Consider the following 16245-nt stretch of genomic DNA (forward strand, 5'->3'; position numbering starts at 1 on the left):
TTACCCACTGTGGACTGATTAGCATGCGCTGAATTTAGAGCAAGGCTAGTAACCGGTTAGCTCCATAAAGCCTTTACCGCTATGGGTGCCACTAATGTTTAATGCTCCCTCGTAATACGCAAAGCGACCTGAGTTAAGCTGGTCGCTTTTATTGGCTTGCAGTTTAAGCTCAATATTTTTATTCGCTAGACTCAGGCGCCAAGTCAAAGGAAATAATCGACCCGCCACCTGGGTTTGGCTGTGAGGCACCAGAGCTAATTCACTCGATGACAAGGCAGTAGAAGTGCCGTTGGGCTCGATATAACTGCCTGATATGTAGTCTGTTTGGCCTGGTAAACGCATGCGAAAAGCCATAATCTTGGCGCCGTTATCCAGATGTATAGAAAACCAATCCCAGCCCGCAGTGCTAGTGTCCATAAGCTGTGAGCTCCACTCATGATCAAACCAACCTTGCCCTGTAAGTTGGTGTTCTTGACCGTTGACACGCAACCCCCCGGTGACTTGAATAAACGGCTGACTGTAATAGTGCGAAGCCAAAGGCGGCGTGACTGACTTTACGCTATAACCTTTTTGCCCATGTAGCACAAAGGGCCCATGAGTGGACAGATGCAAACTAACCTCGATATCTTGTGCTGGTTGTTTCATCTGGGTATCAGGAATATTGCGGACAGTTATTGTTGAAGGGAATAGTAAGCCTTGTCCTTCGTCCGCTTGCCATTGCCAGTCATCTAAAAATAGGCTTAAAGGCTGCTCAGTCACACCCGCATTACCCACACCGCCTCGGGCGAAACGCTCTGCAAACCAGTGTTTATTCTTGCTGTGTAAAGACACATGAGCCATGTAACTTTGCCCGTTGTCCCAAGCGTTGATTTGGTCACGGGTTTTAAAGCGAAATAAGGTCCACTGGAAGGCGTAGTCGGCGCCATTTTCATCGTGTAAATTAGCGGTTAGGTACCACCATTCCACACTGAAATCTGGATGGGCTAAGTGATCTGCCGGCAGAGTGATCACATAATTTGGGCTAGCGGGTGTGCCCTTAACGGCCGGTGTTGAATCGGAAAATAAAACGCTTTTTGGGTCGCTGCCGACCGACTGATCGCTGCATGCGCCTAGCAGTAATACCATTATGGGGTATAGCGTAATCAAAGTCGCTAGCCTTAAAAAGCTTAACTTAGCCATCGAATATCCTTAATCAGCGGTTTGTTATTCGTCCACAATAAAGGCAACAGGATAATCACGCTGACCAGTAACAGACCCATAGCTGACACGGACGTAATTTGGCTAATGGAAATATTCAAAGGATACGTCCAGTAGAACGCTTGTTTGTTGATAAAATTGATCAATAGCCAACTGAGCAATACGCCAAAGGGAATGGCAAATACCAGTGCCAGCAAACATAAAAAGAGATATTGCAGCAGCGAGAGTCCTTGCATCACCCAGCGGCTCACGCCCAAGGTACGCAGCAACGTCAGCTGGGGTTTGGTATCTTGCATTAATACGATGATCCCGCAAGCCAAAGAAATGGCGGCAACCAATAAGGTCACTATGTTGAGACTGTCGGTGATAATAAAAGTACGTTCAAACGTTGCCATCGATAAATCGAGCAATTGATCGGCGCTATATAATTGTTGAGCGCGGTTAAAACCTTGCTGTTCAAGGTGCTCACTTAAGGTATTCATTTGCGCCGCGCTGGCATATAAAGCCAGCACATTTGAGCGTTTACTCTTATCGTCAAATAGTTTTGGCGGCAATAATATCTGCCCATAGGGATTGCCATAGTCATAGACGATACCGACTACTGCAAAAGCGCTTACGCCTGAATTCAGCGGCACTGATATAGATTGCCCTAGCTTAATCTTATTACGCAGGGCAAATTGCTGGTTTACATAAGCGCCTTGACCCGCGGCATATACCGCCCCCGCGTCGGGTAGCTGGCTTTGGGTTTTAAGCGCCGCAATAAAACTCGTGGCACTGGGGTGTGAATGCACCTGAATAGGCAAGCCTGCATATTGAGCCTTAAGCTCAAAGCGTTGCACTGCTTGAATATTCAGCCTTAGTTGTTTAATGCTGGTGGCCGCATCTATGTTGTCCGTCTGATACAGATAATAGTCGGCTATTAACCTCTGGTTGAGCCAATCATGGGTTGCTTGACGAAAGCTGTCGACCATCAAGTTCATACCGATATTGCTCATCAGGGCAATAAAAAAAGCACAACAGGCTATTTTACTGCGCCCAGACAACCATAGGCTATGTTGCAGGCTCCAGTGCAATAGCGGCCAGCGCTTGGGCACAAGTGCGCTTGTCGCGTTGAGTACATAAGGGTAGCAGGCAATCAAAACGAAACAGCCCGCCAAAATCAACAAAGCAATACCCATTAAACTGACCCGTATCGTCTGGCTTAACCATAAGGTGATGGCTGCTGACACTAAAAGCAGCCAAGTCATGGGTGTAAACCAAAACGACTTAGCTGGGGAAGTCGAATCGGCGCGATATAAAGTTTGATTAAGCTGTTTGACTGGCAATAGAGCGGCAAGGGTGATGCCCAGGGTGCTGAGTAATAAGACCTGCACGAACAAACTTAAATAAGAGACCTCTGCAAAACCGACACTGACCCGAAATAGACTTTCTAGGGTAGCTTGAATACCTGGCGCTAAATAAAGGGCTAGTGTTACCCCAAAATAGACACCCAGGGCGGCTGCGAGCAAGGTTAATAGCCATAATTCGACCAGTTGGCCGGTTATTATGCTTAAGCGTGAAATTCCTAACTGGCGGAATATTTTGAGCATAGGTAAGCGCTGCATAATTAATAACTGGCAGGCATTCATTACGATAAATAGGCATACCACAAACATCAGTAATGCCATGGCGAGCAGGTTTAGTTTAAAACTGTCGCGCATGCCGGTGTTTTGCTCGGAGCTGGGCAAGGTCAACAGCGTTAAATGCGCTGGTAACAAACGACGGATATCGTTTAAACGCTGGGGGCTAATTTCCCCTACTAGCAGGATATCGCTGATGGGCGTATCGCCAAATTGCCGGGCAAAGAGGCTTATGTCCATCACGATTTCATTATCCATGTTGGCTAGATTGACTTGTTGTAACAAAGGTAAGTGCTGGCCCTGTGCTGTTGTGATAACAATGCTGTCGTCTATTTCTAAATGGTTAGGCACTTGTTCGCGTAATTTCGTATAAAGTCCTATAGAGATAAAAGCTGAATTCTGGGGAAGACTGGTGAGCTCAAGTGCTAGCTTAGATTGTTGCGATTGCCCTTGCTGACGTGTTTGCTTCTGCTGCTGGCTAGTTCGATAATTAAGCAGAGCTAGAGTATCAAAGCCAATAATATCAATGGGTTGATGGGTCAACGGTTGATGCTGCGCGCTATACAATATTGTTGATATCTGAGACACAGCCACCGCTTCTGTGATACCTAAGCGGTGCACTTGCGCGTAATCGAATTTACTCAGCTGTGGGGCAGACGCCGCGACCAGCTTGTACTCAACCAAAGGCAGTAAACCCTGACCTTGCTGAGCGTAACTTTGCTGGGCGCCTTGATTGATAACCAGTACCGCACTGACGCCTAAGCAACCTATCATCAGTGCCATATACAAGAGTGCCAAACGGAACCGGGCGCTGGGGTAACTTTGCAGCACAGTGCGTAAATACCAGAACAAGAGACGCATATTAATTAGCCCGCGCCAGCTTGCCATCCATCATCAGGTAATGCTCTTGGGCCAGAGCTGCCACTGCGCTGCTATGGGTCACTACAACTAGGCTAGTTTGCAATCTGCGACATTGCTCATAGAGCAGCTTGGCGACTTTGCTGCTGTTCTTATTATCTAAGTTGCCAGTGGGTTCATCAGCCAGCAATAACGCGGGTTTGTGAGACAGGGCTCTCGCGATGGCGACCCGTTGTTGTTCACCACCGGATAACTGATTAGGCCGTTTTTTACTGTGCTGGGCGATACCTAGCGCATCCAGTAATTGTGCAATATAGCCTGAATCAAGATTGTTGTTTAGCCGGGCCGGTAAACATAGATTGTCATAGACCGACAGACAATCGATCAGATTAAAGCGCTGGAATATCAAGCCCACTGTGGAGCGGCGGTAATGGTCGGCTTGGCGCTCGCCTATCGTGGTTAAATTCAGCTGGTTGACTGTTAGCTGACCGCTGTCAGGTTTGTCTAAGCCTGCAAGCATATGTAACAAGGTCGATTTGCCCGAACCAGACTCCCCTTGAATACTCATTTGTCCGCCGGGAGGCAAACTTACATCTAGCTCACTTAATACCACCTGACGCCTATCGCCATCTTGATAGCTTTTACAAATTTTATGGGCCTGGATCATGGTGTTTGGCTGCTGACCGGTTAATGCTAAGGATCATTATATTAGCATGGGTTGTAATGAGCACTATGTGTTGCCGGATAAGCATTGGCATATTGATAACTGAAAAGGCTCGAGTCGACGAGATGTGACTTATGCACTGAATTCGTCCATGTGTGAGAAAAGAATCATCTAATGGTAAGCTGGCTAGGCCAAAAATAGCCAAACTGACTTAACCTTGTCAGATTTTAGTCGTGGTTGCAGTCGAAAAAATTTTTCCTTGTATATTCGCTTTACACACTTGTGCGCTAGCGTCTCAGGCAACATTCGAAATAGAAAAATAGGCTAAAAAATGCGAGTAATACAGAGTGAAGATGGCTTTTTAACGCTTGCTTAATCCCGCGTCAGGTTTTAATCGAATGCAGAAAAACCTAGAAAAACTAAAAATGATAGGCAGTAAATTACTCAGTTTTATTTTAAGATCCACACGGTATTTTACCAAATTAAAGTCAAATGGAATCGCACAATGCCCTTTACAAATAAAGTTGATTATATTCCCAATATGCCTAGCGGTGGATACGATCCTCTTGCGGCGCAAGAACAAAAAAAAGTGCAAACAAAGCGTTGGCAGGTACTGGTCGGTGTGTTCCTTTTTGTTGTGACGATAGCTAATATTTTTATTTGGAGCAGGGCGCCTGAATTTCAGAGTCAGGCGATTATGCATTTCTCCTATACCACGCAAAATGCCCAAGAACTTGATTATATTGCTCAGCAACAACTTAGCCTTAACCAACAACGTTTGACTAGCAACAGTCTGTTGCAGGCCTTGTCCATAAAGTTACGTGAAGAGCATTTGATTGACCTTAACGTCCAGCAGTTGAGAGACATGCTTAGCGCAACGTCCAGTGAAACAGGACAAATAATAACCTTGCAAACTGCCGGGCCCGCTCCTGAACTGCTCAAATCCGTACTGCAGCAGTGGCTGTCATTGTATATGTCGTTACTTGAGCGGGAACGTGTTAGTAATGGCTCAGATGAAATACTGCTATATCAGCAGCAATTGACTGCACTGGAGCAAAAAATTGCTCAGCAGGAACAGGTTGTAGATGGGTTTTCGCAAGCCAACGATATTATATCTTTAGAGCGTACCGAGAATCGAATTCCAAACAAAATAAAAGGATTGGGAGTGTCCTTAGATGAAGCCGAAGCACAGAAAGCGCAAGCACTCGCAGAGCTAGATAGTCTGAATGCGTCACTTGCTAATGGCCAACGGGTTGAACGTCCGGTTGATAAGGCGAATATTGATTTGAATCGCGCGGCCCTGCAAGAATTAGCGGCAGAGTTATCTGCACTGTCAGAAAAATATACCCAAGAATATTTGCAGCGGGATCCAGAGGTGGTTGCCAAACAACAAAAATTTATTACCCTAAGCGAAGACTTAGAACAGCAAATTGCTGACAGCCAGTTGTTGTATTTGCAAGATTCCAAGCGCAATTTGGCCGTATCTGTGGGTAAAGTTAATGCCTTGCGAGAGCAATTGGCGGATGTCGAGAATCAGGCGCAAGGTTTCAATCAAAAGTTAGAACAGTATCGTCGTTTAGATGAGGCTCTAAAAGAATTGCAATCACAGGCTCAAACCTTGAAAAACCAGCTTGTAGCACAGGAAGTGTCGAAGCCTTTTGACGCCAAAATAAGCATACTCGAACAGCCTTTTACGCCAGAATTTCCTACCGGCCCAAACTATTGGCAAGACACACTTATCAGTATTGTTGCTGCTATCGTGTTAGCCGTGATGGCACTGCTGCTTTTCAGTTTTGTTGTGCGGCAAAAGTCGTTACAAACTGGGGGAACTAACTTCGTGGTTTTACCCGGTCAACAGCACGGGAATCATTACCCGGAATTGCAAGGGGCTGAGCAGACTAAGTTAGGTGCTAGGGCTCAACCGTTGCAATTAGGCGAGCAGCACACTCAGCAGAGTAATATCCGTTTACTGACAACCGCCGAGTGCCAAGAGTTGTACCGTGTGGCAAATAAGCAAGCCAAGGTGGTTATCAGCTTATTACTAAGCGGGGTGAATGCTACCGAGCTTGGTAAAATTACCAAAGGCGATTTTGTGCAGGCATATACTCAGCTGCAAATAACAGGCGCATACGCTCGCCAAATAGAGTTGACGAGTCAATTGACGACAATTATCGAACAGCTTTGTGAAGGTCTGCAGGCGGATGATTTATTGTGGTCAAGTCCTCTGTCGATTGAAGATTTTTGCCAATTAGTCATCAACGCAGGACATGACGCAGAGTTACCTTTCCCTGAACAATTGTCTACCGAGGTTTTACGCCACACTTATTTAACTTATCTCGTTAGCCAGGGTGTGCGTCTAAATGATTTGGAACAACTTTCAGGTTATCTTCAACCTGCGGAATTGGCCAAATACCGCGTGGTTAATCGACATGGTAAGTCGGTAGATATCGAACAGATAGAGACAATACTTCCCCACTCTGACGTTGACGCTTGAGTGCTTCTGACGACCTATTCGTGTTAACAAAAATAGGGACAACGGTATAGTTAATCCCAGCAGATAATGTTTCAAGAGGCGGGAAAATTTCCGGCCTTGCAAGCTTACCTTCCTAATTCTAGGCAACTGAATCTATGTAATAAGTGATTTCGCTTTGTTGTATGGCGAATTTACGCAGTGAATGAATAGCATTAGCCAACTGAACGGGTGAGACGCAATTGTTTTAGCTGTTTCGGTGTTATGTCGGAAATCAATATATTTGCTTACATCTTTAGTCAGGTTCACCCCAGCATTTTTGCCTATTCAAAACTATTTATTGCCCGGTTTAACCCTGCCTTAACCCGCGTATTGTTAAGATTTAGCCAATTGTAGGCTTTTACAATTTTTACCTATGGATAGCGCGAATGTTCGTTTGTCTTAAGCCTCGTCTTTTTTATTTACTTATTTAGGAACGCTCTATTATGAAAGATTCAATCACCACTGGCGGACTTGTACTGTTTGCCATTTTACTCAGTGGCTGTCAGCAAGAGAGTGTGCCAGAGCGAGCTGCGCCAGTCACCGCTGTTTCGTATATCACAGTCGCCACGACCGCTTATAATATTGACACTAAAATGCAGGGACGAGTGGTGGCATCCCTAAGCGCCGAAGTGCGTCCTCAGGTGGGAGGCATTATTCAAATGCGTTCATTTGTTGAGGGAAACCAAGTGAAGCAGGGAGATGTGCTCTATCAAATCGAGCCAGCTACTTTTCAATCAGCATTTAATGAAGCCAAAGCAAACTTAAACAGTGCCAAAGCCTCTGTTGAAACGGCAAAATTGAAAGATCAACGTTTTGCCAATCTACTTAAATTTGAAGGTGTGTCTCAACAGGATGCCGATGACGCCCACGCGACTTATTTAGAAGCCAAAGCGGATATTGAACGGTTTGAATCAGCCCTTGAGACGGCGCGTATTAATCTTGAATTTACTCAGGTGAAAGCGCCTATATCGGGGCGAATCGGTATTTCAGGTGTGACGCCTGGTGCATTAGTGACGGCATCGCAGGCTACGGCACTTTCTACCATTCGTAAATTGGATCCTATCTATGTGGATATGACCAAAAGCAGTACGGAGATCCTCAAGCTTCGTCAGCTATTGGCAAAATCAGGTATTAAGAAAGGCTCTACCGACGTATCACTTATCCTTGAAGACGGCAGTGAATACAACTTGAAGGGGCAGCTTAAAATGCAAGAAGTGTCGGTGGATGCATCTACCGGTGCAGTGACGCTACGCGCTGAATTTCCTAATCCTGATGGCGTGTTATTGCCTGGTATGTTTGTACGCACCCAAGTCAATGAAGCTGTGGACGACAACGCTATTCTGGTACCCCAGCAGGGTATTTATCATAACGCGGCAGGTGATGCCTATGCTTATGTCATCGACGAGAGCAACAAAGTGCAATCTCGTGTTGTACAAACCCTGAATGCAATTGATAACCAATGGTTAATAGGCACGGGTCTTAATGCCGGTGATAAACTTTTGGTCGAGGGGTCGAGTAAGGTACGTCCAGGCAGTGAAGTAAAAACCGTTGAAGTAAAAATGCGCACTAGTGGTGAAATGGTCAGTGTTGATAAGCAATCAAACACTAGCGCGCCTATGCAAGGGGGCGTGTAAGTCATGTTTGCTCGTTTCTTTATCGACCGCCCAGTCTTTGCTTGGGTTATTTCAATTATCATTATGCTCACGGGCATTGCGTCGATTATGTCGCTGCCTGTGGCACAGTATCCTACGATTGCCCCGCCTGTTATTTCAGTTAGTACTTCATACACTGGGGCTGACGCTGAAACTGTCGAAAACAGCGTGACACAAATTTTGGAGCAACAGCTAACAGGGCTTGATGGCTTGTTGTACTTCTCATCGTCGAGTACGTCAGACGGTTCAGCTTCCGTGAATATCACATTTGAAGAGGGCACAGACCCGGACTTCGCGCAGGTTCAAGTGCAAAACAAGGTGCAGCAAATCAATTCACGCTTGCCTGAATCGGTGCAATCCCAAGGGGTAACCGTGACCAAGTCCAATACGGATTTTCTGCTAGTTACCGCTGTTTATGACACCACTGATAAAGCATCTGCGTTCGATATTTCTGATTATATATCCTCCAGCATGGAAGACTCATTGGCTCGTATTGAAGGCGTAGGTGATACCCGTGTATTTGGCTCGCAATATGCGATGCGTATATGGTTGGACCCAACAAAACTTGCGGCTTATGAGCTGATGCCGTCGGATATCACAGCTGCCTTAGCTGCCCAGAATATTCAAGTACCTGCGGGTAAAATCGGTGCAGTGCCTGCGCTTGATAATCAAGAACTCAATGCAACTGTAACCGCCCAGTCTATGCTGGAAACGCCAGATGAGTTTCGCGCGATTATTTTAAAGTCAGATACAAGCGGAGCAAACGTACGTTTAGGTGATGTGGCGCGAGTCGAGATTGGTAGCGAAAGTTACGATGCGATCCCGCGTCTTAACGGACACCCCGCGTCTGGTATTGCGGTCATGTTATCACCTGGAGCCAACGCGCTAGATACGGCTACTCGGGTTAAAGACAAAGTAGCCGAGCTTGCTAAAAACCTACCTGAAGGTTACGAAGTTACGTTTCCCCGTGACAGCACAGATTTTATCAAAATCTCCATAAGCGAAGTCGTACAAACCTTGGTCGAAGCGGTTGTGTTAGTGGTACTCGTGATGTGGTTGTTCCTGCAAAACTGGCGTGCCACTTTAATCCCCGCCATTGCGGTACCTGTGGTGTTACTTGGTACGTTTGGGGTGTTATCTGCTTTTGGATTTTCGATTAATACCCTGACCATGTTTGGGATAGTGTTATCCATAGGTCTATTGGTTGATGATGCCATAGTGGTGGTAGAAAACGTCGAACGGCTGATGCGAGAAAAAAACCTCTCCCCGAGAGATGCCACAATCGAGTCGATGTCAGAAATAAGTGGTGCGCTGATAGGTATTGCAGTGGTGCTTTCAGCTGTGTTTATTCCTATGGCATTCTTTGGCGGTTCAACAGGGGTAATTTATAAGCAGTTTTCCATAGCGATTGTTTCATCTATGACGTTATCGGTGATTGTCGCTTTAACGCTTAGCCCAACCTTGTGTGCGAGTTTCTTAACGAACAAGCCTCATAGCACTGAAGGGAAAGGCTTTTTTGCACGCTTTAACCGTATGTTCGATAATTTGACCGCATCTTATACCAGTCATGTAGGGCGTCTTATGACCCGCAAGGTCCGCTGGATAGTTGGCTACGGGGTTATTGTTGTGGTGCTGGGTTTATTGATAGTGCGTATGCCTACAGGCTTCTTACCTCAAGAAGATCAGGGCAGCATTATGTTCCAAGTTAACTTGCCTGAGGGCGCATCAATAAAACGTACTCGCGCTGTTTCTGAACAGGTAGAGCACTATCTACTCGAAGAAGAAACGGATGACATTCAACGTGTTTTTAGTATCTCAGGTTTTAACTTTTCAGGAAGCGGCCAAAATGCGGGCATGGGTTTTGTTTCATTAACCCCTTGGAGCGAACGTACTGAAGACGATCAAAGTGCTGATGCCCTGATTGGTCGTATGAACAAAAATTTGTCATCTGTGCGCGACGCCAGAATATTTGCCTTGTCTCAGCCGGTCATTCAAGGTTTGGGTCAAAGCAACGGATTTAGCTTTGAGTTACAAGCGGCCACTGGTACCAGTCGTGACGAGTTGACTGAATTAAAAAACACGTTTCTTGCTAAGGCGCGTCAAAGTGAGCTGCTGATGGGGATACGAGAGGGGGCTTTGAGTAATACACCCCAGTTGAAAATTGATATTGATCACGGTAAAGCTACTTCCCTTGGTTTGTCATTGTCGGATGTGTCTAACACGTTAACCGCAGCGTGGGCAGGTTCTTATGTGAATGACTTTATTGATGATGGTCGAGTAAAGAAGGTGTATATAGAAAGTGATGCTCAATTTCGCTCTAAACCAGAAGATTTAAATGATTGGCATGTGCGTGGGCAAAATGCCGCCGGTGAAACCACGATGACACCTTTTTCAGCGTTTAGCTCGGCATCTTGGTCAAGTGCACCGCAAAGCTTATCGCGCTTTAACGGTATTGCGTCATACAGTATACAGGGTTCAGCGGTCAGTGGCGTCAGCTCAGGCCAAGCCATGAATGAATTAGAACGCTTAGTACAAGAAGTCGGAGAAGGTAAACTCAGCTTCGCCTGGAGTGGACTGTCCTATCAAGAAAAACTTTCAAGCGGGCAATCTACAGCCTTGTATGCAATTTCAATTCTTGTGGTGTTCTTAGCGCTTGCTGCCTTATATGAAAGCTGGTCGGTGCCGTTTTCGGTGATTTTGGTGATCCCATTAGGCGTAATCGGTGCAGCTTTGGCGACCACACTTCGCGGATTAGAAAACGATATTTACTTTCAGGTTGCCCTGTTAACTACAATCGGCCTGGCATCTAAAAACGCCATCCTCATTGTTGAGTTTGCTGAAGCATCATATCAAAAGGGTATGTCGCTGGTTGGCTCTGCGGTTGAGGCCGCTAAACTGCGCTTACGGCCGATTATTATGACTTCATTGGCCTTTATTTTTGGTATTTTGCCTCTGGCGATTTCTTCAGGTGCAGGTGCAAACAGCCGGATTGCAATTGGTACAGGTATTTTAGGAGGCACTATTACGGCAACGATCCTAGGTATCTTCTTCGTGCCTCTATTCTTTGTGTTAATACGTGGCGTTTTCTCAAAAAGGCGCCCTGTATACAACGATGAACCAAAAAAGTTGGAGAATGCCCGTGATTAAACTAAGCATGAATATTGTGCCCTGCGGCAGACTTTTACCTCTTGCCGGGGCGCTTATGTTGGCTGGCTGCAGTACACTCGCGCCAGACTATGCCCGTACTGAGTTACCTGTACCCGCTCAGTGGAATAATCAACCTAGTGCCCAAACACAAGGTCTGTTTAGCCAACAGGCGATGCAGGTGCCATGGAAAAACTTTATTAGAGATAACCGTTTAGCACACGTTATTGAGTTGGCGCTAGGCAGCAACAGAACCTTGCGCCAAACCCTGGCGGATGTTGAATCTGCAAGGGCCACGTATCGTATTCAACGAGCAGATTTATTTCCGCAAATTAATGCTGGGTTGACCGGTACTCGCAGCAAATCATCAGCCGGTAATATTGCGACTACCTATGAAGCTGAAGCTGGGTTAAGCGGCTATGAAATAGATTTATTTGGTAAAAATCGCAGTCTAAGTGACGTGCAAATGGAAGCCTATTTGGCCAGTGCAGAAACCGCAAAAGCAGCACAGATTTCGCTTATCGGTGAAATAGCCAATGCTTGGCTAACCCTAGCAGCAGATCAAAACCAATTGAGCTTAGCCCAAGAAACCGCCGCCAATGCACAAAAAACCATGAACATTACCAATAAGCGTTTAGAGCTGGGTATTGATTCAAGGATAGATGTGGCCAGTGCACAAACTATTTATCACAGTGCTCGTTCGGATATCGCCAGTTTTACTACGCAAGTTAATCAAGATATCAACGCACTTCGTTTGCTCGTAGGTGAGCAGTTTGATAATAGCCTGCTACCTGATGCGCTGCCGGACGTCGAACGTTTGGTGACAGAGGTACCTGCTGGTTTGTCATCGTCTGTGTTACTGCAACGCCCTGATGTGTTGGCCGCAGAGCACAACTTGAAATCCGCAAATGCCAATATAGGGGTTGCTAGGGCTGCGTTCTTTCCTACCTTGTCATTAACGGCTACAGGTGGCTTAGCCAGCTCAGTGTTAGCGGATATTTTCAGTGGCGGCGCTAGTTCAATCTGGACGATTGCGCCGAGTATCACGTTGCCGATATTTGATGGTGGAGCGAACGATGCCAACCTAGCGTACAGCGAAGCTCAGCAAGTTAAGTTTCTGGCGGCATATGAATATGCGATCCAAAGCGCGTTTGCAGAAGTGGCTGATGCATTAGCGCGTAGGGCAACGATACAAGCACAACTGAACGCCGAGAACGCATTAGTCGCGGCTGCGACGCGTAGCTACGAGCTGTCATTAGCGCGCTATAAAGGCGGTGTGGATAGCTTTCAAAATGCGCTAGAAGCCCAGCGCACTATGTATAGCGCAAAGCAGTCCCTTATTCTCACTCAGCAAGCGGATTTGGGTAATCGCATTACCCTTTATCGTGTGTTAGGTGGCGGTCTAGCAGAACGTGATACGGTGCAAGATGAAGGTTAAGGCTTCAAACATAGTGTAGGCAGGTACAAGCTATACTGATGGCTGGGGTAATCCCCCTCATCTATCACCTAAGTTATAATGGGCAATAGCAGGGAGACTTGACACCTGTACGTCGTGACAATTACCGTCTTAACTTGTGATAGGCGAAGTAATAGAAATCTTTGAGGATTTCTTTTAACGATCTCGGATTAAACGCTGTTTCAAGTAATTTTGGCTGCAATTCTTGGATGATTTTGGGCTGTGGATTGAACTCAGTCAATGCAAGTAAATCAATCATGTCTTGGCAGTTAGCTGGGTGTATACGGTCAAAACTGGTTAAATCCATAGCTTGCTCGAGCGCTGCGAGCCAACCCGAGACCCGCTGTTCTAAGTAAAATCTATCTCTAAAACTCAGATTTGAATGGGTTGCTTGAGTATGTTGAATCCAGAGTTTCACAGATTCTTCATGTAATTTAGATTCCCTCAAAATGGGAAAACGCGGTTTCAAATTAGCTAGAATATCTTCCTCTAGCGTTAGTGCGTTATCAATGGTGGGATAAAAGTTTCGCCCTGTTTCCCACACCCCGCCTCTTAGTATGATTTTCTTTTTACTATGAGACTTTGATTTTAAAGGCTCATACTGATCATATGCATGGAATAAAATACCTGCGTCAGCTGCTTGCCCAGATGAATGTTCTATATATTCGTTATATTTAGCTTTATCAAAAGTATTTGACCTTTTGATAAAGCTAAACAGAAAGTTGAATTTCTGAGCTAATATTACTGGTGTTTTTTTTATCGGCCGCAGAGATATTTTCATGTTCAAATAAGAAGGCAGAAAACGAAGTTTGGCTATTTAACAAAGCGGCTAACAGGGTTCTGGAATCATAACCAGCTGTTAGCGGTAAATAGATTTCTTCTCCGTATACTTGGCTAACATTTTTAACTATGGTGGTTAATCGTATTGCTAATGTTGTATAAATTTCACTCTGGGCTAAGTGTTTAAACTTGTTCTCACGTTTACCTGCTCGTTTGATCGTCCCTTCGTTTATGTTGATAGCCTGACCAACCAGTAACTTTTTCACCCCGTTGAAGATAGTTAATGGTGGGGGGAACCAGTTCATGGCATTGCCATGTTTAATGTCTTTGTAATCGTTGTTTTTTTCGAAAGAGAAAATCTCATTTAGTAACGCTAAGCTGGAAGATAAAACTGGTTCGCCTGCTTGTAGTCCATAATAACAACCCAACATTCCTCCGGGATCGATATGCAGCGAATTTCCTATAATTATTAGCCAGCGACCGCTCCAATCTGACGTGATATCAGCAATATTGTCAGTATTTATAGTGTTCAAATCGTTTGATATAGTACCTTGGGTACTCTTGAACGCTGAGCCGATTAAAACGTTCACTTTACAGTTACTAAATGCGACATCTAGGTCAGTATGATAATAAAGTGAAAAACCTGAGAGCAATGTTACATGATTAAAATTGGTGTGTGAAAATTCTTTATTACAAATTAAAAACTGTCTTTTATGTTCCATGTTTTTTCCTCGTTACCATTAAAAGTATTTAGCACAAATCCGTTGTCATATTTATACTATCCCAGCTTGGGCACACGTGACTAGTTATCATCGTTCTCTATTTTGAATAGGAAACGGATTTTAAATCGAAACAAAATACATAACAGACTACTGTCTTAACTTGTGATAGGCGTAGTAATAGAAATCTTTGAGGATTTCTTTTAACGATCTCGGATTAAACGCTGTTTCAAGTAATTTGAGCTGCAATTCTTGGATGATTTTGGGCTGTGGATTGAACTCAGTCAATGCAAGTAAATCAACTATGTCTTGGCAGTTAGCTGGGTGTATACGGTCAAAACTGGTTAAATCCATAGCTTGCTCGAGCGCTGCGAGCCAACCTGAGACCCGCTGTTCTAGGTAAAATCTATCTCTAAAACTCAGATTTGAGTGGGTTGCTTGAGTATGTTGAATCCAGAGTTTCACAGATTCTTCATGTAATTTAGATTCCCTCAAAATGGGAAAACGCGGTTTCAAATTAGCTAGAATATCTTCCTCTAGCGTTAGTGCGTTATCAATGGTGGGGTAAAAGTTTCGCCCTGTTTCCCACACCCCGCCTCTTAGTATGATTTTCTTTTTATTGGTAGATTTACTAGCCAAAGATTCAAACTGGCTATGTGCATGAAATAAACCATCAGCATCAGCTGCTTGTCCTGCTGAATGTGCTATATATTCGTCATATTTCTGTTTATTAAACGCTTTTTCTCGGTTGATGAAGGAAAATGAAAATTTAAATTTTGCGGCAAGTGTGGCGGGGATTTTATTATCTGCTGCAGAAATATTGTCATGTTCAAATAAGAAGGCAGAAAACGAAGTTTGACTATTTAACAAAGCGGCTAACAGGGTTCTGGAATCAAAACCAGCCGTGAGAGGTAAATAGATTTCATCTCCATATACCCGGCAAACATTTTTAACTATGGTGGTTAATCGTATTGCTAATGTTGTATAAACTTCACTCTGGGCTAAGTGCCTAAACTTGTTCTCTCGTTTACCTGCTCGTTTGATCGTCCCTTCGTTTATATTGATAGCCTGACCAACCAACAACTTTTTCACCCCGTTGAAGATAGTTAATGGTGGGGGGAACCAGTTCATGGCATTGCCATGTTTAATATCTTTGAAATCGTTATTTTTTTCGAAAGAGAAAATCTCATTTAGTAACGCTAAGCTGGAAGATAAAACTGGTTCGCCTGCTTGTAGTCCATAATAACAACCCAACATTCCGCCAGGATCTAGGTGCAGTGTGTTAGCGACAATAACGAGCCAACGGCCACTCCAATTTGAGGTGATATCAGCAATATTGTCAGTATTTATCGCGCGCAAATCGTCTGATATGACACCTGGGGTACTTTTGAACGCTGAGCCAAGCAATAGATTTTTGCTGCCGTCACTAGCCGCTATATCTAAATCCATATGATAATAAAGGAAGAACCCTGCAAACAGCCTAACACGATGAAAATTGGGAAGAATCAATTCCTTTTTACAAATTAAAAACTGTCGTTTGTGTTCCATGTTTCTTACCTCATTTCCGTTAAAGTAGATTGACATGAAGGTGTTTTTACCAAAAAGGCTATATCAGCTTGTCTATTCATAGCGGATCCATGCTAG

The 16245-nt window shown here is 44.8% G+C and carries 10 protein-coding genes; 4 read left to right on the top strand and 6 right to left on the bottom strand.

What is annotated here, in order from left to right; translation table 11 throughout:
* Positions 1–45 precede the first annotated feature (45 nt).
* The 3 genes from GPLA_RS04340 to GPLA_RS04350 are packed head-to-tail and all read right to left on the bottom strand — an operon-like array spanning position 46 to position 4341.
* The gene (locus tag GPLA_RS04340) at positions 46–1179 is read right to left on the bottom strand and encodes a lipocalin-like domain-containing protein (protein ID WP_007103619.1); all 1134 of its coding nucleotides are present in this window, start codon (positions 1177–1179) and stop codon (positions 46–48) included.
* Entirely contained in the window at positions 1167–3677 is a 2511-nt protein-coding gene (locus GPLA_RS04345; RefSeq protein WP_040513881.1) for an FtsX-like permease family protein, read from the bottom strand. Before GPLA_RS04345 ends, GPLA_RS04340 begins: the two co-directional genes overlap by 13 nt.
* A 1-nt stretch (position 3678) precedes the next feature.
* Positions 3679–4341 (bottom strand): ABC transporter ATP-binding protein, encoded by a 663-nt coding sequence (locus tag GPLA_RS04350; protein WP_007103621.1) that lies wholly within the window; start codon positions 4339–4341, stop codon positions 3679–3681.
* A 502-nt stretch (positions 4342–4843) separates the two neighbouring features.
* Here GPLA_RS04350 and GPLA_RS04355 point away from each other — a divergent pair.
* The 4 genes from GPLA_RS04355 to GPLA_RS04370 all read left to right on the top strand — a co-directional run bounded on the left by GPLA_RS04355 (position 4844) and on the right by GPLA_RS04370 (position 13084).
* A complete protein-coding gene (locus tag GPLA_RS04355) occupies positions 4844–6832 on the top strand; it encodes a GumC domain-containing protein (protein ID WP_007103622.1) in 1989 nt (662 codons plus the stop codon).
* 461 nt (positions 6833–7293) lie between these two features.
* Positions 7294–8484 carry an efflux RND transporter periplasmic adaptor subunit gene (locus GPLA_RS04360; protein ID WP_007103624.1) on the top strand — a complete coding sequence of 397 codons (1191 nt, stop codon included), beginning with the start codon at positions 7294–7296 and terminating at the stop codon, positions 8482–8484.
* 3 nt (positions 8485–8487) lie between these two features.
* Positions 8488–11649 carry an efflux RND transporter permease subunit gene (locus GPLA_RS04365; protein WP_007103625.1) on the top strand — a complete coding sequence of 1054 codons (3162 nt, stop codon included), beginning with the start codon at positions 8488–8490 and terminating at the stop codon, positions 11647–11649.
* Between the two features lie 55 nt (positions 11650–11704).
* Positions 11705–13084 (top strand): efflux transporter outer membrane subunit, encoded by a 1380-nt coding sequence (locus GPLA_RS04370; protein WP_007103626.1) that lies wholly within the window; start codon positions 11705–11707, stop codon positions 13082–13084.
* A 121-nt stretch (positions 13085–13205) separates the two neighbouring features.
* Here GPLA_RS04370 and GPLA_RS04375 read toward each other — a convergent pair whose 3' ends face one another.
* The 3 genes from GPLA_RS04375 to GPLA_RS04385 form a co-directional block, all read right to left on the bottom strand.
* Entirely contained in the window at positions 13206–13883 is a 678-nt protein-coding gene (locus GPLA_RS04375; protein ID WP_153810530.1) for a hypothetical protein, read from the bottom strand.
* A complete protein-coding gene (locus tag GPLA_RS04380; RefSeq protein ID WP_007103628.1) occupies positions 13813–14604 on the bottom strand; it encodes a hypothetical protein in 792 nt (263 codons plus the stop codon). The genes GPLA_RS04375 and GPLA_RS04380 overlap by 71 nt, the downstream gene beginning before the upstream one ends.
* 147 nt (positions 14605–14751) lie before the next feature.
* A complete protein-coding gene (locus GPLA_RS04385) occupies positions 14752–16149 on the bottom strand; it encodes a hypothetical protein (RefSeq protein ID WP_153810531.1) in 1398 nt (465 codons plus the stop codon).
* Positions 16150–16245 lie beyond the last annotated feature (96 nt).

Origin of the sequence: Paraglaciecola polaris LMG 21857 (assembly GCF_000315055.1) — a bacterium.
Lineage (GTDB): Bacteria > Pseudomonadota > Gammaproteobacteria > Enterobacterales > Alteromonadaceae > Paraglaciecola > Paraglaciecola polaris.

Bases quoted from the DNA above. Each gene is read 5' to 3' on its own strand.
- GPLA_RS04340 (WP_007103619.1), bottom strand. From the start codon at position 1,179: ATGGCTAAGTTAAGCTTTTTAAGGCTAGCGACTTTGATTACGCTATAC.
- GPLA_RS04345 (WP_040513881.1), bottom strand. From the start codon at position 3,677: ATGCGTCTCTTGTTCTGGTATTTACGCACTGTGCTGCAAAGTTACCCC.
- GPLA_RS04350 (WP_007103621.1), bottom strand. From the start codon at position 4,341: ATGATCCAGGCCCATAAAATTTGTAAAAGCTATCAAGATGGCGATAGG.
- GPLA_RS04355 (WP_007103622.1), top strand. From the start codon at position 4,844: ATGCCCTTTACAAATAAAGTTGATTATATTCCCAATATGCCTAGCGGT.
- GPLA_RS04360 (WP_007103624.1), top strand. From the start codon at position 7,294: ATGAAAGATTCAATCACCACTGGCGGACTTGTACTGTTTGCCATTTTA.
- GPLA_RS04365 (WP_007103625.1), top strand. From the start codon at position 8,488: ATGTTTGCTCGTTTCTTTATCGACCGCCCAGTCTTTGCTTGGGTTATT.
- GPLA_RS04370 (WP_007103626.1), top strand. From the start codon at position 11,705: ATGTTGGCTGGCTGCAGTACACTCGCGCCAGACTATGCCCGTACTGAG.
- GPLA_RS04375 (WP_153810530.1), bottom strand. From the start codon at position 13,883: ATGAAAATATCTCTGCGGCCGATAAAAAAAACACCAGTAATATTAGCT.
- GPLA_RS04380 (WP_007103628.1), bottom strand. From the start codon at position 14,604: ATGGAACATAAAAGACAGTTTTTAATTTGTAATAAAGAATTTTCACAC.
- GPLA_RS04385 (WP_153810531.1), bottom strand. From the start codon at position 16,149: ATGGAACACAAACGACAGTTTTTAATTTGTAAAAAGGAATTGATTCTT.